15 protein-coding genes are annotated in these 20601 nt (G+C 67.6%); 6 read left to right on the forward strand and 9 right to left on the reverse strand.

The features are described from left to right. Nucleotide 1 precedes the first annotated feature (1 nt). Genes glgB through glgA form a run of 4 tightly spaced genes read right to left on the reverse strand, consistent with a single transcriptional unit; the run spans nt 2 to nt 10349 of the window. Nucleotides 2–2200 carry a 1,4-alpha-glucan branching protein GlgB gene (glgB, locus tag H4P35_RS13040; protein ID WP_226849324.1) on the reverse strand — a complete coding sequence of 733 codons (2199 nt, stop codon included), beginning with the start codon at nt 2198–2200 and terminating at the stop codon, nt 2–4. After that, entirely contained in the window at nt 2197–5574 is a 3378-nt protein-coding gene (gene treS, locus H4P35_RS13045; protein WP_370638968.1) for a maltose alpha-D-glucosyltransferase, read from the reverse strand. Before treS ends, glgB begins: the two co-directional genes overlap by 4 nt. Next, complete coding sequence (locus tag H4P35_RS13050) at nt 5571–8768, reverse strand: alpha-1,4-glucan--maltose-1-phosphate maltosyltransferase (protein ID WP_226849332.1); 3198 nt, start codon at nt 8766–8768, stop codon at nt 5571–5573. The genes treS and H4P35_RS13050 overlap by 4 nt, the downstream gene beginning before the upstream one ends. A gap of 12 nt (nt 8769–8780) precedes the next feature. After that, on the reverse strand, nt 8781–10349 hold the full coding sequence (gene glgA, locus H4P35_RS13055) for a glycogen synthase GlgA (protein WP_226849334.1): 1569 nt from the start codon (nt 10347–10349) through the stop codon (nt 8781–8783). Between the two features lie 251 nt (nt 10350–10600). Between glgA and H4P35_RS13060 the strand changes: the two genes are divergently transcribed. The 6 genes from H4P35_RS13060 (at nt 10601) to H4P35_RS13085 (ending at nt 15691) form a co-directional block, all read left to right on the forward strand. Beyond that, complete coding sequence (locus H4P35_RS13060) at nt 10601–12373, forward strand: thiamine pyrophosphate-requiring protein (RefSeq protein ID WP_226849336.1); 1773 nt, start codon at nt 10601–10603, stop codon at nt 12371–12373. Between the two features lie 39 nt (nt 12374–12412). Beyond that, nucleotides 12413–12613 carry a hypothetical protein gene (locus tag H4P35_RS13065; protein ID WP_226849337.1) on the forward strand — a complete coding sequence of 67 codons (201 nt, stop codon included), beginning with the start codon at nt 12413–12415 and terminating at the stop codon, nt 12611–12613. Nucleotides 12614–12702: 89 nt separating this feature from the next. Beyond that, the gene (locus H4P35_RS13070; RefSeq protein WP_056317742.1) at nt 12703–13044 is read left to right on the forward strand and encodes a YqjD family protein; all 342 of its coding nucleotides are present in this window, start codon (nt 12703–12705) and stop codon (nt 13042–13044) included. A 232-nt stretch (nt 13045–13276) separates the two neighbouring features. Continuing rightward, entirely contained in the window at nt 13277–13705 is a 429-nt protein-coding gene (locus H4P35_RS13075; protein ID WP_152384423.1) for a PRC-barrel domain-containing protein, read from the forward strand. A gap of 21 nt (nt 13706–13726) precedes the next feature. After that, nucleotides 13727–14413, forward strand: a complete 687-nt coding sequence (locus tag H4P35_RS13080) for a PIG-L family deacetylase (protein WP_226849338.1) — start codon at nt 13727–13729, stop codon at nt 14411–14413. 168 nt (nt 14414–14581) lie between these two features. Next, on the forward strand, nt 14582–15691 hold the full coding sequence (locus tag H4P35_RS13085) for a DUF748 domain-containing protein (RefSeq protein ID WP_226849339.1): 1110 nt from the start codon (nt 14582–14584) through the stop codon (nt 15689–15691). A gap of 19 nt (nt 15692–15710) precedes the next feature. On the opposite strand, the gene H4P35_RS13090 is transcribed toward H4P35_RS13085, so the two are convergent. The 5 genes from H4P35_RS13090 to H4P35_RS13110 are packed head-to-tail and all read right to left on the reverse strand — an operon-like array spanning nt 15711 to nt 20547. Continuing rightward, the gene (locus tag H4P35_RS13090; protein WP_152384426.1) at nt 15711–16469 is read right to left on the reverse strand and encodes a S9 family peptidase; all 759 of its coding nucleotides are present in this window, start codon (nt 16467–16469) and stop codon (nt 15711–15713) included. After that, nucleotides 16456–17586: a DUF3182 family protein gene (locus H4P35_RS13095; RefSeq protein ID WP_226849340.1), complete on the reverse strand. Its 1131-nt coding sequence runs from the start codon at nt 17584–17586 to the stop codon at nt 16456–16458. Before H4P35_RS13095 ends, H4P35_RS13090 begins: the two co-directional genes overlap by 14 nt. A gap of 8 nt (nt 17587–17594) precedes the next feature. Next, the gene (locus tag H4P35_RS13100) at nt 17595–18596 is read right to left on the reverse strand and encodes a lysylphosphatidylglycerol synthase domain-containing protein (protein ID WP_226849341.1); all 1002 of its coding nucleotides are present in this window, start codon (nt 18594–18596) and stop codon (nt 17595–17597) included. Continuing rightward, nucleotides 18593–19783: a cardiolipin synthase ClsB gene (gene clsB, locus H4P35_RS13105; protein WP_226849343.1), complete on the reverse strand. Its 1191-nt coding sequence runs from the start codon at nt 19781–19783 to the stop codon at nt 18593–18595. Before clsB ends, H4P35_RS13100 begins: the two co-directional genes overlap by 4 nt. Then, nucleotides 19780–20547: an endonuclease/exonuclease/phosphatase family protein gene (locus H4P35_RS13110; RefSeq protein WP_226849345.1), complete on the reverse strand. Its 768-nt coding sequence runs from the start codon at nt 20545–20547 to the stop codon at nt 19780–19782. The genes clsB and H4P35_RS13110 overlap by 4 nt, the downstream gene beginning before the upstream one ends. Nucleotides 20548–20601: the final 54 nt, after the last annotated feature.

The raw sequence follows: 20601 nt of genomic DNA on the forward strand, positions 1-20601 counted from the left end.
TTCAGCCTTCGTGCATCAGGAAGAGAGTCGAGAGGGGCGGCAGGGTGAGCGACAGGGCCTGCGGCTGCCCGTGGGCAGCCATGTCGCCGGTGTTGGCCCCGCCCTGGTTGCCCTGGCCGGACCCGCCGTACTGGGACGCGTCGGTGTTCAGCAGTTCAGCCCAGCGGCCGGCCCGAGGAACCCCGATGCGGTAATCGTGCCGGGTGACCGGCGTGAAATTCGACACGGCCAGCACGTGCTGCTGGCCATCGGTGCGGATGAAGGCGACGACGCTGTTGTCCTGGTCGTCCATGATCGTCCACGCGAACCCCGAGGGGTCCGCGTCTCGCGCATGGAGGGCCGGGAGGTCGCGATACAGGCGGTTCAGGTCGGCCACCAGGCGCTGCATGCCCAGATGTCCCGCGTCGTCCAGCAGGTTCCAGTTCAGCGTGGCGTCGTGGTTCCATTCGGTGGGCTGGGCCAGCTCGCCGCCCATGAACAGCAGCTTTTTGCCGGGATGCGCCCACATGAAGCCGAAGTACGCGCGCAGGTTGGCCAGCCGCGCCTGCTTGTCGCCGGGCATCTTGCCCAGCAGCGACCCCTTGCCGTGCACCACCTCGTCGTGCGACAGCGGCAGGATGAAGCGCTCGCTGTACGCGTACACCATGCCGAACGTGATGTCGTGGTGGTGGTAGCGGCGATGGATCGGATCCTGCGCCAGATAGCGCAGAGTGTCGTGCATCCAGCCCATGTTCCATTTGTAGTGGAATCCTAGACCGCCTTCGGACACGGGCGCGGTCACGCCCGGCCACGCGGTGGACTCTTCGGCAACCATGATGGCGTCCGGCACCTCGTGGCGCACGGTGTCGTTCAGCTCCTGCAGAAACTGGACCGCCTCCAGATTCTCGCGGCCGCCATAGCGGTTGGGAATCCATTCGCCGGGCCGGCGGCTGTAGTCGCGGTAAAGCATCGACGCCACCGCATCCACACGCAACCCGTCGATGTGAAAGCGCCGCAGCCAGTGCATGGCGCTGGCGATCATGAACGCCTTCACCTCGTTGCGCCCCAGGTTGTAGACCATGGTGTGCCAATCGGGGTGATAGCCCTCGCGCGGATCTTCGTATTCGTACAGCGAGGTCCCGTCGAAGGTGGCCAGGCCATGCGCGTCGTCGGGAAAGTGCGCGGGCACCCAATCCAGGATGACGCCGATGCCGGCGGCGTGGCAGCGGTCGACAAAGCGGGCGAAGGCCTCCGGTGGCCCGTAGCGCGCCGTGGGCGCGAACATGCCCAGCGGCTGGTAGCCCCACGAGCCGCCGAACGGATGCTCCATGATCGGCATCAGTTCCAGATGCGTGAAGCCCATGGCGCGCGCATAGCCCGGCAGCTTGTCGGCCATCTGGTCCCAGGCGCAGGGGCCCGCTTCGACACTGCTCCACGATCCGGCGTGGACCTCGTAGATCGACACGGGCGCGCCGGGAGACTGGCGCGCCCCGCGCGCCTGCATCCAGTCGTCGTCGGACCAGGCGTAGGGCGCGGGGTCGTCCACGATCGAGGCCGTGGCGGGCGCCATCTCGCTGCGGCGCGCCATCGGATCGGCCTTCAAGAATTGATTGCCGCTGCGGTCGGTGATGGCGAACTTGTAGCGGTCGCCAGGGCGTACGCCGGGGATGAAGATTTCCCACACCCCGGCAGCGTGGCGCAGACGCATGCCGTGGCGGCGCGCATCCCAGCCATTGAAATCGCCCGCCACCGCAACCCGCCGGGCGTTGGGCGCCCAGACTGCGCAGCGCAGGCCGCTGACGCCGTCCACTTCAACCAGGTGCGCGCCCAGGGCCTCGCCGGCCTCGCGCCACGCGCCTTGGGCCAGGCGTTGCAGCGTGGCGTCATCCAGCAGGGCGCCGAAGGCATACGGATCGGCGGTGACCTGTTCGGCCGCGGGCCAGCGGATCGCCAGGCGGTAGGACGCCCCGTCGCCGGCCTGCGCGTACGTCACGCGGCCGACGTAGAGTCCCTGCGCCTGTTCCTCCAGGGGCGTGCGATCGCCATCCTGATCCAGGACCGCCACGGCCGAGGCCCCGGGAACGAAGACGCGTACCCAGCCGTCGTGCGGTCCCAGCACCCCGAAAGGGTTGTCGTGCAGCCCATGGGCCAGCGCGGTCACCTCCTGCGCGTCGATGTGGCCGTCGGTGGCAGCGGCGGGAGAGGCAAAGCCTGCGGTCATGACGTTTTTCCTTCGGCATCGATGGCGGCCGACAGCAGGACGCCGCGCGCCAGTTCGGTCAGGGCGCACAGGGGAATCGAAATCCAATCGGGCCGGTGGGCCGCTTCATAGCTGACCTCGTAGGCGGCTTTCTCCAGTTGCGCCAGGATCAGCAGCGTATCCTCGCGATCCCCCGTGGCGGCCAGGTCGCCGCCGCGCACGCCGGTGTACCCCTGCAGGAACGCGTCCGAGGCCCGCTGGCGGAAACGCGCCAGCAGGGCGTCGCGCTGTTCCGCCGGCGCGACGGGCGGCGCGGGCACGTCGTCCGCACCCGCATTGGCGTCCAGATGCGCGCCGCCGATCAGGTCGGTCCGCGCAATCGACGCCGCTGCATAGTCAAACGAGCGCAACATGCCGGCCACGTCCTTGTACGGAGAAGCGAGCGATCGCCGCACTTCCAGGCTGCTGATCGGCTCACCTTCGAAATCGATCAGGTAGGCGTCGGTCTGCGCAACCAGCACCTGGCCCAGGTGGAAGTCGCCGTGTATGCGCAGCCACGGCGCGCCCACCTCGGCCTGCGCCATCTCGGTGACGCGCTTGGCCAGGCGCTCGTGATGCTCGAAGAACCACTCCGCGCAGGCATGCGACGGCTCTTCAAGCTTGTCCAGCGTCGCGCGCAGGTTTTTTTCGGCGCGGTCCAGCAGCGCGAGCACCTGCTCGGCCCGCTTGTCCGCATCCGTCTGGCTGGCGGCTCGCGACTGGAAGTCCGCATCGTCGGTTGGCGCGGCCAGCAGCGTGTGCATCTGGCCCAGCCGTTCCCCGATGGTGCCGGCCATGACGGCGTAGCCTTCCAGGGTTTCCTCGAACTCCTCGGGCGAGCTGCCAACCAGCAGGGCGTTGGCCAGCGTGCGCTTCAGGTAGTCCAGCGTCCAGCTCCAGGCATCGCCCTCATTGGAGACGTAGCCGTGCGCGACCGCCAGCGTGTGCACGACGCCCTCGGCGTCGACGCGCTGCACCTCGCCCAGCAGCGGTGGAATGTTCCCGTAGCCGGCCCGTGTCAGGTAGCGGGTCATCTCGGCTTCGGGCGACAGGCCCGGCTGCACGCTGCGGATCAGCTTCAGGATGACGGCATTACCGACGATGACCGAGCTGTTGGACTGTTCGCCCGACAGCCAGTGCATGTCGAGGTCGCCGTCGAAATCCATGTTGGCCAGCCCCGCCTCGGGCAGAAAGCGGATCACGCCCGGCTTGTCGCCCGGCTTGCCGCCGCTGCGTCCGTCAAGTTCCGCGCTCGCCTGCATCGCGCGCAGCGTGCTGCGCACGAAGCCCGGCTGCAGGAAGGCGTCGGCCAGGACGCCCACTTCGGCGCCGCGGCGCACGCGGGCAATGGCGTACTGGATGACGGCGGTCTCGTCCCAGACCAGGACAAAGGGCGCTTGCGCGCGCATGCCCGTCGTACCGTCCTCCGGCTCGATCTCGGCCCAATAGAATTCCCCGTCGGCCGAGGCGAACGGCGTGGCGTAGGCCAGACGTGCGCGGGCCGGCGCCTCCGACCCCGGATACCAGCGCTGGCGCGCCAGATACTGCGGCAGGATCTCGCGCTCCAGCGTGGCGCGGGACGCGTCGGTCAGCGCCGCGCCGCCCCGGTTCTTGAGCACCAGGGTAATCAGTTCGGGCATCTGGGCGGGCGCCGTCGCGTGCCATCCGGGCGGCGCGGCGTCCTGACTCAGGTCCATCCAGTAAAAGCCGTAGGGCGGCAACGTCAGCAGATAGGGCAGTTCGCCGATCGCGGGGAAGGGCGTGCCGCCCAGCATTTCCACCGGCACCCGGCCCGAGAACTCCTGCATGTGCAGCTCGACCGGTTGAGCCGCATTCGACAGGTTCGCCACGCACAGGATCGTCGTGTCTTCCCACTGACGCAGGTAGGCCAGGATCTTGCGGTTGCCGGCGTAGATGAAGCGCAACGTGCCGCGGCCGAAGGCGTGGCTCTGCCCGCGCTGGGCCAGGAGCCGCCGCGTCCAGTTCAGCAGCGAATGCGGGTCGCGCTGCTGCGCCTCGACGTTGACGGCCTCGTAGCCGTACAGCGGGCCCATCAGCACGGGCAATGGCAGCCGTTCGGGATCGGCGCGCGAAAAGCCGCCATTGCGGTCGGGCGACCACTGCATCGGCGTGCGCACCCCGTCGCGGTCGCCCAGGTGGACGTTGTCGCCCATGCCCAGTTCGTCGCCGTAGTACAGCACCGGTGTGCCCGGCATCGACAGCAGCAGGCTGTTCATCAACTCGACGCGGCGGCGGTCACGCTCAAGCAGCGGCGCCAGCCGGCGGCGGATGCCCAGGTTGATGCGGGCGCGCGGCTCGGACGCGTAGACGTTCCATAAGTAGTCGCGCTCGCGGCTCGTCACCATCTCCAGCGTCAGCTCGTCGTGATTGCGCAGGAAGATGGCCCACTGGCAGGTCGGCGGAATATCGGGCGTTTGGCGGATGATGTCGGTGATCGGAAAGCGGTCTTCCTGCGCGATGGCCATGTACATCCGCGGCATCAGCGGGAAGTGAAAGGACATGTGGCATTCGTCGCCCGCGCCGAAATACTCCTGCGCGTCCTCGGGCCATTGGTTGGCTTCGGCCAGCAGCAGGCGACCGGGGTACTCGGCCTCGATCACTGCGCGGATCTGCTTGAGCACCTCATGCGTCTCGGGCAGATTCTCGTTGTTGGTGCCTTCGCGCTCGACCAGGTAGGGCACCGCGTCCAGGCGCAGCCCGTCCACGCCCATGTCCAGCCAATAGCGCATGACGGACAACACTTCCTTGAGCACCTGCGGGTTGTCGTAGTTCAGATCGGGCTGGTGCGAATAGAAGCGGTGCCAGAAGTACGCGTTGGCCACCGGATCCCAGGTCCAGTTCGACTTTTCGGTATCGCAGAAGATGATGCGCGTGCCGGCGTACGCCTTGTCGTTGTCGGACCAGACATAGAAATTGCGCGCCGCCGATCCGGGCTTGGCCGCGCGGGCGCGCTGGAACCACGGGTGCTGGTCCGACGTGTGGTTGACCACCAGTTCGGTGATGATGCGCAAGCCCCGGGCATGCGCGGCCCGGATCAGCTTGCGCACGTCGGCGATGGTGCCGTAGTCCGCGTGCACGCCGCGGTAGTCCGCGATGTCGTAGCCGTCGTCGCGTCGGGGAGACGGGTAGAAGGGCAGCAGCCAGATGGTGTTCACGCCCAGGCTGGCGATGTAGTCCAGCTTGGAAATCAGGCCGGGCAGGTCGCCAACGCCGTCGCCGTTCGAGTCGAAGAACGACTTGACGTGAAGCTGGTAAATGACGGCGTCCTTGTACCAGAGGGGATCATCGTGAATGGGTTGGGCTTTACTCATCATGGCGTTGGGCGCGGGCTTCATCCATGCAGCGAAAGCCGCCACACGCGATAGGGTTGGTCGGGGGTCAGCGTCAGGCTGCGGTGCTTCTGATGCCAGGTCTCGCGGGTTTCGGTCAGCAGGTCTTCGGCGGACAGCTGACCGGCGTCCGATTCGCCGAACAGCCAGAACGGCGCCTCGACGCGCGTCTCCTGCGCCTGGAACGGATCCAGGCTGATGACGACCAGCACCACGTTGCCATGGCCTGGCGTGGACTTGTAAAAAGCCAGCACCCGGTTGTTACTGCTGGCGGCCAGCGTCAGGCCGCGATGCGTCTGCAATGCGGGGTTGGCGCGCCGGATCTGGTTCAGACGCGTGATCTCGGCCCGGATGTTGCCCGGGGCGTGCCAGTCGCGCTGCCGCAGTTCGTACTTCTCGGAGTCCAGGTACTCTTCCTTGCCCGGCAGCGGCGCGCCTTCGCAGAGTTCAAACCCGCTGTACACGCCCCACAGTCCCGAGCCCAGCGCGGCCAGCGCCGAGCGGATCAGAAAGCCCGGGCGTCCCGAGGTCTGCAGGAAGAACGGGTTGATGTCCGGGGTGTTTACAAAGAAGTGCGGGCGGAAGAAGTCGGCCGCCGGCGGCGACGAAATCTCCTGCAGATAGGCTTCCAGCTCGGCCCGCTCGTTGCGCCACGTGAAGTACGTGTATGACTGCGTGAAGCCGATCTTGGCCAGCCGGTACATCATCTTGGGGCGCGTGAAGGCCTCGGACAGGAAGATCACGTCCGGATGCTGCGCGTGGACTTCGCAGATCAGCCACTGCCAGAACGGCAGGGGCTTGGTGTGGGGATTGTCCACGCGAAAGATGCGCACGCCGTGGTTCACCCAGAACAGCACCACGTCGCGCAGCGCGCGCCACAAGCCCAGCTTGCGGCCGCGGCGGTTCTGGCCGCCGTAGAAGGACACGTTGACGATGTCCTCGTACTTTTTCGGCGGATTCTCGGCGTAGCGCATCGATCCGTCCGGCCGCCACGAGAACCAGTCCGGATGCTGCGTCAGCCACGGATGATCCGGCGAACACTGGATGGCGAAATCCAGCGCAATCTCCATGCCATGCTGAGCGGCCGCATCCACCAGGTTCAGGAAGTCGGACAGGGTGCCCAGCGCGGGCTCGATGGCGTCGTGGCCGCCGCTCTGCGCCCCGATGGCGTAGGGACTGCCCACGTCGCCGGGCTCGGCGCGCAGGCTGTTATTGCGGCCTTTGCGGTTGCGCTGGCCGATCGGGTGGATGGGCGGCATGTACAGCACGTCAAAGCCCATCTCGCGGATGTCCGGCAGCCGCGCGACCACGTCGTCGAAGGTGCCGTGGCGCCCGGGCTCGGCCGCCTGCGACCGCGGGAACAGTTCATACCAGCTCGAATGGACGGCCTGGCTGCGGTCCACCCAGACCGGGTAGGCCGTGGCGGTGACCGCTTCGAACGGGTGGTCGTCAAGCGCGTGCATGGCGTGCGCCAACGCCGGGTGCAGCAGCACGTCGACCTGCGCTTGCGTCGGGGGGACCGGATGGGTCAGGTCGGCGTCCGCGAAGGCCGCCAGCGCACGGCGCACGGGCTCGGCGTCCGCGCCGGCGGGCGAGCCGGCGTCGGCGCGCGCCAGGGCGTCGCGCAGCAGTGCGAGGCCTTCGTGGATCTCCAGGCTGATATCGCGGCCCGCCTGGTGCTTGACCTCGATGTCATGGGTAAACGTATGCCAGGCGTCGAACCAGGCGGCCACGACGAATTCATGGGCCCCGATGCGCCGAGGGCGGAATGCGCCTTCCCAGCGGTCGTTCAGGCCGCGCGTCATCGGCACGGTGTGCCAGCGCGCCTCGTCCTTGGCCCGCCAGCGCACCTCGGCGGCGAGTTGGTCGTGGCCGTCCATGAAGATGTCGGCCTGCACGGCGATGCGCGCGTGCGGGATGGTCTTGACCGGATAGAGGCCGCCGTCGACCGCAGGGCTGATGTTCTCCAGCGCGACGCGCTGGTTGGCCAGGTCGTCGGCGCGTGTCCGGTGGTGACGCACGGCGTCGCGAACCGGCTGGGTGGATTGGAACATCAGCAGCGCGCAATCGCCCGCGGCCAGGGAGTCCGCCTGCCTCTGCAAACCCGCCGGCGGCGTGAAGGGGACGAGATCGGCCGGCGGCAACATCGGCGCCAGGGCATCCCAATCCACGCCCGCATGCTGCGTGGGCGACGGATTGAAGGCAAGCGCCAGTGTCGCGCCATCGCCCGCGTCGCGCAGCATCACGGTGCAGCTGCCGTCCCGGCCGCCCAGCAGGCACAGCGGGCCCTTCAGGCGGGAGCCGTCGAACCAGGCGTTCACGGCTTGCACGTCCGGCAGGCGATGTTCGTCCTCGTCCGTCAGCATGAGTCCATCGCCCGACACCGCCGCGCTCCAGAGCGCGCTTTGGCCGTACTCAGACGGCGACTGGGCGCCGGATTGCGGCGGCGCGGCAATGACTTCGCCAATGGCGCGCAGGCGCGCGTCCTCTTCCGCCAGCCACGACGACTTGAAGTCCCACCAGGGCAGGGAAGAAAACGCGGCGTCGAACGCCGCGTCCCGCAGGGCCGCCAGGTCGGCGGGCGACAGGCCAGGTGTCCAGGCCAACAGGCGCACATCCGGATTCTGCGCGCGCAACGCGGCCCCCAGTTCTCGCCAAGCCTCTGCCGGCAGCCGCTGAGGCGCCTGGAAGACAAGGCCCTTGACCCCGCTGCGCGTCCAGCCGAGCAGACGCGCCGTCCACGCCGCCAGAAAACCGGGGGGCAGGGGGCCTTCGGGCAAGTGCAGCACCCCGCGCTCCTCCGGCGTCAGGCGCGGGTCGCGGGCGGGTTCTTCATGCAGCGACCGGTACCACCCGGGTTCGGCGGTGGTCGCCACGGCATGGCGCGCACTGCGGTCCAGGATCACGTCGACGAACAGCGACAACCCGTGGGCCGCCATTTGCGCCGCGACCTCGGTGTACCAATGGGTGATCGGCGTCTCCTTGCCGTCCACCCGCGCGGTGTCCGCGTCGTGCGCGGCATGCGAGCCCGGTTCTGGGCCGGTCAACCACGGCGCCGGCGCCAGCACGGCATTGAACCCGCGTTGCGCGAGGCGCTGGCACAGCGCCTGGAGGTCGGATTGGCCCTCCGGCAGGCCAGAGCGGGCGTGATAAAGACGTAGCGGGGCGCTGGACGGCGCGAGGGCGGTGGAAGGGGGCACCGGGCTGGCTCCTTAGATGGCGGCTGGCAGTGCGCCGCCCGCTCGCGGCTGGCGGCGGTTGACGGCGGCAACGTCTGCGGGCTGCACGGCCGACGCGGGCGCTGCATCGCGATACTCGGGTTCCACCAGCGACCGGTACAGGCTGGCGTACAGGCTGACCGCGGCGCGCCAACCGAAATCGCTGTTCATCGCGTTGCGCTGCATCAGCCGCCAGAGAATGCCGTGGCCGCGCAGGTCGATGGCGCGGTCGATCGCGGCGGTCATGGCCTGCGGCGAGTCGCCTTCAAAAAGCAGGCCGGTGGCCGATGCCATGGCCGACAGCGGGGCGCGCGGACCCGGATCCTGGATCGTATCGGCCATGCCGCCCACCCGCGAGCCGATCGGCAGGGTGCCGTAGCGCATCGCATACAGCGGCGTCAGGCCAAAGGGCTCGAAGCGGCTGGCATGCAGCAGGATGTCGGAGCCGGCGTGCAGACGGTGGGCGATGCCCTCGTCGTAGCCGATATGGGTGGCGCAGCGTCCCGGATAGCGGCGCGCGATGTCCTGCAAGGCTTCTTCCAGCCGGTGATCGCCTTGACCCAGAATGGCGATCTGCAGATTGGGATGACGGTCCAGCGCTTCGGGAAGCGCGTGCACCGCGACGTCCGCCATCTTCTGTTCGGTCAGGCGGTTGCCCATCCCTATCACCGTCGCGCCCAGATCCGGGCGCAAGCCGAACTCGCGCTGCAACGCCGCCTTGCAGTGAATCTTGTTGGTCAGGTCTCGGACCGAATAGCGATGGCTGCGCAGGTACGGATCGTGGGCAGGGTTCCACAGCACGTCGTCGATGCCGTTCGGGATCGGCAGCAGGTCGTCCGCACGGCTGCGCAGCAGCGCGTCCAGGCCGCAACCGAATTCCGGCGTCATGATTTCGCGGGCGTAGGTGTGGCTGACCGTGGTGACGCGGTCCGCGTAGCGGATCCCGGCCTTAAGGAAATTGAGCTGCCCCCAAGCCTGGGCGCCGTCGTCGGTGCGGGCCCATTCGGGTACGCCAAATTCGTCGGCGCATGCAATCGGGAACAGCCCCTGGAACGCCAGGTTGTGGATGGTCATCACGCTTTTCACGTCGGGCAGGCCGGCCGCGCGCAGCAGCAGCGGCACCAGGCCGGCATGCCAGTCGTGCGCGTGCACCAGCGTGGGGCGCGCAACGCCCGGCAATCCCGCCGCCACGCGCACGGCGGCGTGCGCAAGCGCTGCATAGCGCAAGCCGTTGTCGGGATGCTCGCGCCCGTTCTCGTCGGCGTAGAGGCCGCCGCGGTTGTACAGGGCATCGTTCTCCAGCACCAGATAGTCGATGCCGGATTGCGGGCATTTGCCTTCCAGGAGGACGGCCGGGCCGCCGGGCAGATCCTCCAGCGTGGCCACTTCGCGCACGCGGTTCAACTTGGCGCGCACGCCCCGATAGGCAGGCAGCAGCACGCTCAGAGGCATTCGCGCCTCCATCAACGCGCGGGCCATGCCGGTAATGGCATCTCCCAGTCCGCCCGTTTTGGCCAGCGGAAAAGCTTCTCCCGCCACAATCAGGGTTCTTGTCTTCGCCATGCTTGCTCCAGTTGATAGGCCGAGGCCTTCCCTTACGCAAGCCGTGTGCCCAAACCCGCTGGCACCAGAAAAATTGCGCAATGCAGCACAAATGCGGGTCATCCAAACGATGGAGCGACGACGCAGGCCTGCCGCCCGCTACGGCCGGTTTGTAATTTTTATCTGCGTCCCTACGCCCAAATTCCAATCCGGGGCGGGAACGGCGGTTGCTGCAAGAAGACGCTTTCAACGACGACCGCATGGAGAAACGTATGGAAACAGTGTCGGACTTCGTGTTGAAGCGGCTGTCGCAGTGGGGCGTGCGCAAGGTGTACGGGTATCCCGGCGACGGCATCAACGGGCTCATCGGCGCCTTTGGCCGCACGCAGGAGCCGCTGGAATTCATACAGGCCCGCCACGAAGAAAGCGCCGCTTTCATGGCGTGCGCCCATGCCAAATTCACGGGGCAGGTCGGCGTATGCCTGGCGACCTCGGGGCCCGGCGCCATCCATTTGCTCAATGGTCTGTATGACGCCAAGCTGGATCATCAGCCGGTCGTGGCGCTGGTGGGCCAGCAGGCCCGCAGCGCGCTGGGCGGCGACTACCAGCAGGAAGTGGACTTGATCAGCCTGTTCAAGGACGTCGCGCACGATTACGTGCAGATGGCGACGACGGCGGAGCAGGCGCGCCACATGGTGGACCGCGCCATGCGCATTGCTCTGGAGCGGCGCAGCGTGACCTGCGTCATCTTCCCCAACGACGTGCAGGACTTGCCGGCCGTGCCGGCGCCGCCCCGTGAGCACGGCACGGTGCACACTGGCATCGGCGTAACCTCCCACGCCGCGGTGCCCGGCCCGGACGCGCTGCGCAACGCCGCCGACATCCTGAATCGCGGCGAGAAGGTGGCAATCCTGGTGGGCGCGGGCGCGCTGCAGGCGGGCGAACAGGTCAGCGAGGTCGCCGAGCTGCTGGGCGCCGGCGTGGCCAAAGCGTTGCTGGGCAAGGCCGTGCTGCCGGACAGCCTGCCGTACGTGACGGGCGCCATCGGACTGCTTGGCACGCAGCCAAGCTGGGACATGATGAACGAGTGCGACACGCTGCTGATGGTGGGCACCTCGTTCCCGTATGCGGAATTCCTGCCGCAGGAAGGCCAGGCGCGCGCCGTGCAGATCGACCGCGACGGCCGCAAGCTCAGCCTGCGCTATCCCGTGGAAATCGGGCTGGTGGGCGACAGCCGCTTGACGCTGGAAGCGTTGATACCGCTGCTGGAACCCAAGAAAACGCGGCGCTGGCGCGAGCGTATCGAGAAGCAGGTTTCCACCTGGCGCGAAACGGTGCATGCCCGTGCGATGGTCGATGCCAAGCCGATCAATCCTCAGCGCCCGTTCCTGGAGTTGTCCAAGCGCTTGCCTGCGCGAACCATCCTGGCCTGCGACTCGGGCTCGGCCGCCAACTGGTATGCGCGCAACGTCGACATTCAGGCCGGCATGATGGGTTCGGTGTCGGGCGGGCTGGCCACGATGGGTTGCGGCGTCCCCTATGCAGTGGCGGCAAAGCTTGCCTACCCGGATCGCCCTGTCATCGCCCTGGTGGGCGACGGCGCGATGCAGATGCTGGGCATCAACGAGCTCATCACCATTGCCCACCGGTGGCAGGACTGGAGCAATCCCACCCTGATCGTCATGGTGCTGAACAACGGCGATTTGAACCTGGTGACGTGGGAACAGCGCGTGATGGGCGGGGACCCGCGCTTTCCGGACTCGCAGTGGTTGCCCAAGTTTTCTTACGCGGAATACGGCCGGATGCTGGGCCTGGAGGGTATCCGGGTGGACAGTCCCGACGACGTCGGGCCGGCGTGGGACCGCGCCTTGGCGGCGGGACGTCCTGTCGTGCTGGAGATGGTGACCGATCCCGAGATGCCGCCGTTGCCGCCCCACATCCCGGCCAAGCAGATCGGTGCGTATTTCAAGGCGTTGCGCCAGGAAGATGCCGCCACGGGCGGCGCGGCGCTGCGCGCGACGATCAAGCAATGGTGGGCAAGTTGACCGTCGATTGCATCAGTCTTTTCATTTCAGGAGCACATCATGGCAAACACCGAGGGGACGCGTTCCCCACCGCCCGGACAGGGCGGACAGAAGACCCCGGATCAGGCGCCCCCCGAACAACCCCAGCCCGACGCGCCCGGCGCGGGCAAGGATGAGAAGGGGCACTGGCCTCCGGACAGCATTCCCAATCCCATGCCGGGGGTCGACCCCCAGCAGACGCCGGGCATCGACCGGCTGTGACCGGTCCCGCACGGCTTGCGGCTTGCGGACCGCGCCTCGCGTGCGTCGTGCCGCGGGGGGAGCGATCCGCACTTTTCAAAGGAGTACACATGAACAAACGAGATAGGCTGCGCGACATGTTCCACACCTCGGACTCGTCTTCGCGGACGATGCGCGACCTGATATCAGGCACCGAGGATTTGCTGCGAAGCACCGCCAGCTACAGCGGGTCGGAGATCGAATCCGCCCGCGACAAGCTCAAGCATCAGCTGGACGCCGCACGCGATCAGGCCCGCGGATGGGAGCGCGCGGCCTGGGACCGGGCGCGCGTGGTGTCGCACGCCACAGATGAATACGTGCATGAAAACGCCTGGAAGAGCATCGCAGGCGCCGTGCTGCTGGGCGTGCTGGCCGGCATCTGCATGATGTCGGACCGCGGTAACCGGCGCTGACGCCAACTCGCGCTGCCCGACCCGCGCGCCGGCCGGGGCCGATCCTGCACACGCAGGGCCGGCCCCGGCATTTTTGTGGGGCCGCATGTAAGAACTGCCATCTTGCCCGGGCCGGACCTGCGCAAGGCCGGGGCGCCAAGCGGCACGGCGGTGTGGCACAGGGCTTGCTTGGAGGATGACCTGCATGCCGAACCGTTCGCCATGCAAGACGCTTTACTGAAGGAGACTCACCATGAACCATCCGTTGACAGGCGCCGGCCAGGCGCAAAGCGAAACCAAGATCGTGGGCGGTCCGAAAAACGATCCCAGCGGTCCCGGTCCGCAGATCATGGCGGCCAGCACCCTTGAAGGGAACGACGTCTACAACCCGGCTGGCGAATCGCTGGGCAGCATCCAGGAAATCATGCTGGACGTGCCGCACGGGCGCATCGCGTATGCCGTTCTGTCGCGCGGCGGCATTCTGGGCATTGGCGACAAGCTGTACGCCATTCCGTGGAGCGCGCTGACGCTGGATACCGACCGCAAGTGCTTCGTGCTGAACGTGGACAAGGAGGTGCTCAAGAACGCCGACGGGTTCGACAAGGACAATTGGCCCAGCATGGCGGACGAAACCTGGGCCAGAGGAATTCATCAGTATTACAACCAGCCCCCGTATTGGTAAGCCGCTACCGACGAGGACGCCATGCTCCGGGAAGGCAGACTGATTGCGGTTTCTCCCTGCTTCAACGACGCCGTCGGCGGCTGTGCAGGCCTGTTGGCGGCGCGTCCGGACAGCACCGTGCTCACGGTGTATTCGGGCCTGCCGCTACCGTCCGGTTGCGCCAGCAGCAAGGACAGCGCCGACCGTCTTGCAAGCGTCCGCGACGCTGTCCTTTCCCGCCAGGCCAGCAGCGCGCGGGCGCTGTCGCTGCTGGGCGTGCGCGGCGTGCAAATGGATCTGGTTGAAGACCCGCACCCGGACAGCGGCAGGGCCGGGCGGTTGACGGGCGCCCTGGCATCGGCGCTGTCCGCGCTGCGGCCACGGGTGATCCTGATGCCGCTGGGGCTGTGCGGGACGGCGCAGCTATTGGTGTCCGATGCATGCCTGACCGCGCGGGCGCTGTTTCTGCGTGTGGAGTGGATCGCCTATGAAGAGGTCGCGGACGCCGAGCCGGGCGCGGTCCAGGAGCGGCTTGCCAGTCTGCTGCGCCATCGGATCCTGGCTTCGCCATTCGACGCCGGCGCCGAGGGCGACGCCACGCGTGCCCATCAGCGCGCCCTGGCCGCGCGCAACAGCCTGGCGGCAGAGGTGCTGGCGGGGCAGGTTGGCGCTTTGCCATCCCGTCCCGAACGCTACTGGCGGCTGTCCTGGCGGCGTGAGCTGGCTTGACCAGCATCGAGACGGCGAGGCCAGGCGCCGTCTCATCCTTTTCGAGCATTGATGAATGATTGCGCATCCCGGACGATGCTCTAGGTTGCGCAGGCCGCCGCGCCTCGCTATGGTGCAAGGGGTGTGGCGCCGGCGGCGCCGGTGATTTGTACAACTTCGGAAACCAAGATGAGTTCGAACGCAGCCGACGCGCGTGGCCGGGCAGGCTGGGGCACCGCCCTGGCGATACTGCTTCTGATCGGAGCCGTCCTCGCGGTGCTGGCGCTGGCCGCCACCCGCGTGGTCGAACAGCGCATCGCCAGCATTCTGGGCCCCCGCAGCCAGGTGGGCAATGTGCAGGTCGGCCTTCGGCAGGTGGTGCTGACCGACGTTACCGTACCCGGCGCATCCGGCCAGCCCGGCGCGCGCGCCCAGCGCGTTGAACTTGAGCCGGAGTGGACCGCCTTTCTGCGCCGCGAGGCCGTGTTCAAGCGCATCATCATCGACGGGTTCGATTTCGCCGTCGTGCGCAGTCCCGACGGCGACATGCAGATCTCTCCCGCGCTGCAGGCGGCGCTGCGGGCCGGCGTGGGGGATGGCAAGACGCGGCGCAATGGGCCGATCCGCGTCGCCGAGCTGATCCTGCGCGATGGCCGGCTGGAATACCTGGACGGCGCCGTCTCCAAGCCGCCGCATCGCATTCCCTTCAAGGACGTGCAGGCGCGGCTGCAGCCGGTGGTCATTCCTGGCGACGGCACATCCAGCGACATGGAATTCACCGGCAAGGTCGAGGACAACCGCAATGGCGAGTCGACGGTGCGCGCGCGGGGCAAGGTGGTAATCGGCGGCACGGATGCGGACATCACGGTCGCGGCGCGCAACATGGACGTGCGCCATGCCGCGCCTTATCTGGCCGAGAACGGCGCCGGCTCGCTGTCGGGCGGTTCGATGGACCTGGACATGAAGACGTCGATTGCCCGCCATGAGCTGAAGGCCTCGGGCGCCGTGGCCTTGCACAATTTGAAGTTCAGCGGCGACGGCAGCCTGTTTTCGTTGCCGCGCAAGGCAGTGCTGGCGGCCATGAAGGACAAGAGCGGCACCGTCCGGTTCGACTTCGCGTTGGCTGGGAGCCTGGATAATCCGAAGTTCTCGGTCACGCGCGGCTTTGCGGCGCAGGTCGCGCAAGGCTTCGGACACGCCATCGGGGTGGGCGCCGAAGGCGCCGCGGAAGGGGTCGCGGGCGCCGTCAAGGAATTGGGCAACGCGTTGTCGGACCTGCTCAGCCCCACCAAGCCCTGAGCCGTCGCCGGAGAACTGCCTAAGGCAGCGGACGCGGCCGGCCGACCCGCGCACCCATGACCATTTCGGTCACCCAGTTCACCAGGATCGACGTATAGGCCTGCTGCGAGGCCTTGTCGCTGAGGGCGTGGTCCGCGCCATCCAGGATGCGGTGCGTCATCGAATGGGACCGCCGGAAGGCCGAGCGGTAGTTCATGATCGTCGAGTGCGGAATGTACACGTCGTGCTCGGCTTCCACGATCAGCACGTCGCCGGTGAAGTTGGCGCAAGACGCCAGCGCGCGGTTGCTTTCGGGCTCGATATGGGTGTTGCGATAAGCCCGCAGCGTCTCGCGGTTGAGCTGGTTCTTGGGCAGCATCCATTCGTCGTCGCGGTACAGCGCGGGCACATGCAGGGCCAGCCAGCGCACGCGGCGCAGCCCGCTCAGGATGGCGGCCAGGTAGCCGCCGTAGCTGCTGCCCACCACCGCCACCGAGCCGCTGTCCAATGACGGATGGGCCGCAAGCCGGTCGTAGGCCGCCATGACGTCGTGCAGGTTGTCGTCGCGCGACACCTGCATCTGCTGGGCCTGGGTGGCGGCATGGCCGCGCAGGTCGAACGTCAGGCACACGCATCCCAGCGCGGCGATGCCCTTGGCGCGGGCCAGGTCGAACTTCTGGTCGCCGCCCCAGCCGTGAATGAACAGCACGCCCGGCACCTTGTTTTCGGGCGTCAAAAACGTGCCGGCCAGTTGCTGGTCCGCCACGTCGATTTCGATTGGGTCGCTAAAGGCGGCCATCGTCGTCCTCCAGAATGCCCCCGGATTTGGTGATCATACCGACGGCGGAATCTTCGCCGCGATACACATATTGCTCGGACGTGGGCGGCGGCTCGTCCGTGCCATAGCGCTCGCGCGTGAAGGCGGACACGGACTTGAGCGATGGCGACAGCATGAACGCCTGCAGTGCGGACAGTTCCGCAATGCTGGCGCCGCCCGCCCGCCACGATTGCTCCAGCACGCCGGCGCGGGGTTCGCCTCGGGCGTTGCGGCCCACGCCCACGTCGTAGTTGCGCCGGGACGCGAAGAAATCAGGATAGGCCGTGGAGACCGCCGTGTCATAGCGGCAGCTCAAGTCCACCGCCTGCCGTTCTTCGTCGGTCAGGTTCAGCGCCCGCAACTCGTCGAAGCCCCCGCGGGCAACGGTGAGATTCGAGCCGCCGTACACCGAGACGCCGTTGTTGTCGGGCGTCAGGCACTGCGTGCCCACGTACGACGCTTCCAGCTTGCCCACGCGCACCCAGCCCACGCTGTAGGTCTCGATTTGCGCCAGGTCCTCCTCCAGCACAAGGCCCAGACGGCGCACGGATGCGGCGTCCTGTTCGCTCAACGCGGCTCGCAATTCCTGCGCGTTGCGCACGACGATCTGCCCGCGGCCCGCAGTGGCGTCGGCTGGTTTGACGCGGAATGCGCCTTCCTGCAGCAGCCGTTCCCCGGCCCGGTAGGCGTCCTCCAGCGTGAAGGCAGTGAAGCCGCGAAGCACGACCTCTTCGAGCGCGCTGGCCAAGGATCGCGCCCACCCCTGCGGCACCCGCGCCTGGGCGTCGACGACGCCATGGGTGATGGATTTGCTGGCGACGAAGGCATGCGGCGTCACGCCGCCGAACAGGTCGGCCGCGCGCGTAATGCCCAGCTTTGCCGCGCGGGCCAGGCTGGTGATGCTGCGATCCGGTACGTAGTAGGGCGGCGGTTCGCCGCGATTGCGCGTGGGCCGGAAGTCCGGGGCGAACCGCCGTCCCAGCAGGGCGGCGACGCGCAACGCCAGCGCCTCCTGCGAGGCGATATCGTGTTCGGACGCAGCCGCGCGTCGCGGATAGGCGGCGACGGTTCCTGCGGAGTCGGGTCGGGGTCTACTCATGGCGGTCCTCATTGCACGCGGCTTGCTTGACCAGGGGGAGCGGCGTCCGTCTTGCGCCGACGCATGCCCAATTTCAGCTCGATCAGGGGATACGCGATCAGCGCCAGGCACAGCGGCGCCAACGCATAGACGGCGCGGTAGGCCAGGGCCGCGCCCAGCACTTCGGTGGGCGGAATCTGGGATCCCAGCGCGGCCACGAAGATGGCCTCGGTGGTGCCCAATCCGCCGGGCACACGGGTGATGACCGACGCGAAGCTCGTGCAGAGCAGGATGCCCAGCACCGCCGGGTAGCTTGCCTTGCCCTGCAGCAGCACATAGCAGATGGCGCCCATCAGGGACCAGGACAGCGCCGCGAGGGCGCATTGCGCCACGGCCATGCGGGCGCGCGGCAGCGCGATGTGGTGGCCCATCCACGTGACGCTGCGGCGCCGGGCCCGCGCGCACGTCACGACGTATGCAATGCCCAACGACAGCAGCGCAAGTCCCAGGATGCGCAGCATGCCGGAGCCGATCTCCCAGCCCGCCGGCACTGGCACCACGCCCAATGCGAATACGATGCCCGCCAGCCACGCATAGCCGATCCAGTTCGATGCCGCCGCAAACAACGCGACGCGGGTCGCGACAGACTTGCGGCAGCCCAGCCGCGTGTACAGCCGCAGCCGTGCCCCCAGGCCGCCCACCAGCACGCCCAGGTTCAGGTTCAGCGCGTAGCTCAGCATTGCCACGCCCAACGCCTTGGGCGCGGGAAGGTGGTGGCGCGTGTATTTCTTGCCCAGGAGGTCCAGGCTGCCGTACGCAAGATAGCCCGCAACCACCAGTCCAGCCGCGATGGCGATAGTCTGGCCGGGAATCTTGCGCATGGCGACCCACACCTGCGGCCAGTCCACGGAGCGGCCGAAGTAGTACAGCAGCCCGGCGACCACGATCAGCACCAGCACGGGCAGCACGCGTTTGATACGGGGCCAGCGGCGCCTCAACGCCCGCATGGGTGACGAATGCAGGATCTTCATGCGGTCTCCCTTCCGGTATCTGCCGTCATGGATTGCAGGCGCGGCTTATGGGCCGGCAAGCTGCCCGCCCACGCGGGGAACCGCCGCAGAAAGTGGAACACCACCACGCCCAGCCACAGGCGGCGCAACCGGCGCCGCGAGTTCTTGGCCATCTCGACCGGCCGGCAGTCCTCGGCAATCAGCCGGTCAAGGCTCTTGCGCAGGGCTGCGTTCAGCGACGCATCCCGCACCACGACGTTGGCCTCCAGGTTCAGTGCCAGACTCAGCGGATCCAGGTTGCTCGAACCAATCGTCGACCAGTCATCGTCCACGCACGCGACCTTGCCGTGCAACGGTTGCTTGCAGTACTCATGGATCTCCACGCCCGAATCGATCAGGTAGTCGTACAGCATCGACGCGGCCAGGCGGGCGACCAGAACGTCCGGCTCGCCCTGTAGCAGCAGCCGCACGCGAACACCGCGTCGGGCTGCCTTCACCAGGTCGCGCAGCAGGTGGTAGCCCGGAAAGAAGTAGGCATTGGCGATCAGCACGTCGGAGCGCGCCGAGCGCACCCCCGCCCGGTAGTAGCGTTCGATGTCGCTGCGATGGCTGATGTTGTCGCGCACCACCAGCCGCCCGCCGCCGTCGCCGGCGGGCAGGGGGTCCATCCGGGCGGGGCGGCGCCGCAGCCGCCGCTTGCCGGTGCCCAGCTGCGCGCGAGCGTAGTCGGCGATGTCGGCCGCCAGCGGCCCTTCGACCAGCACGGCGTAGTCCTGCTTCGCCTCGGGGCCATAGTCGGGCAAATGGTCTGCGGAAAAATTGATGCCGCCGATGAACGCGCGCTCGCGGTCGATGCCCACGATCTTGCGGTGCATGCGCCGGAACACATTCGTGCGCACGCCCAGAAAGCGCGGGCGGGGATCGAACACGTGAAAGCGCACGCCGGCTTCGGTCATCGCACCGATGAATTCCTCGCTCAGCTCGTCGGACCCGTAGCCGTCGACCAGCAGGTCCACGCTGACGCCGCGCTTTGCGGCGCGGATCAGGACCTGCTGGATATCCCGGCCGACGGTGTCGTCGAACAGGATGAAGGTTTCCACCAGCACTTCGCTCTTGGCCGCGTCGATGGCCTCGACGACGGCGGGAAAGTACTCCGTGCCGTTTTCCAGCAGGGTATATCGGTTGTCTTCGCGCCAGCCCAGGTTCATAGCGCAATCTCCGCACAAATCGGCACATGATCGGAAAGCCGCGACCAGACGCGCGATGCCAGTGGCACCGGCTTCCAGTCGCGCACACTGCGTACATAGATGCGGTCCAGCCGCAGCAACGGCCAGCGCGCCGGGAAGGTCCGCGCGGGCCGTCCCAGACGCGACGTGAACACCTCCTGCGTGCCGCAATCGCGCATCAGGGTGTCCGCGCGCAGCCGCCAGTCGTTGAAGTCGCCCGCGATCAGCAGCGGCTCGTCGGCGGGCACGCCGTGCGACACCAGCTCGCACAGCCGGAGCAATTGCTCGCCCCGGTGGCGCTCGAGCAGCCCCAGATGCACGCAGATGGCGTGCACGGGCGAGGCAAGGGAAGGGGGCCTCAAGACGCAGTGCAACAGGCCCCGTCCCTCATGGCCATCGACGCTCACGTCGTGGTTCTCGTGGCTTTCGATCGGGTAGCGCGACAGGATTGCGTTGCCGTGGTGTCCTTCGGGGTAGACCGCATTGCGGCCATAGGCGAAGTCCGTCCACAACGTGTCGGCAAGAAATTCATACTGCGACTGCGCCGGCCAGGCATCGTGGCGCCCGGCGTGCGTCTGGTGTTCGCCCAGGACTTCCTGCAGAAAGACCACGTCCGGGGAGGCGGTGCGCAGCGCTTCACGCAGGTCGTGCAGCATGAAGCGGCGGTTGAAACTGGTAAAGCCCTTATGGGTGTTGACCGTCAACACCGTCAGCGTCGTGGCGTCGAGGGAATGCGAAGCGGGCATGAAAACTCCGGCAGATGCGATCTGGCAGAGTGAGCAAGCGCCGTGCCCGGGAAG

The sequence above is a fragment of the Achromobacter sp. 77 genome (assembly GCF_020541125.1).
GTDB classification, from domain to species: domain Bacteria; phylum Pseudomonadota; class Gammaproteobacteria; order Burkholderiales; family Burkholderiaceae_B; genus Achromobacter; species Achromobacter mucicolens.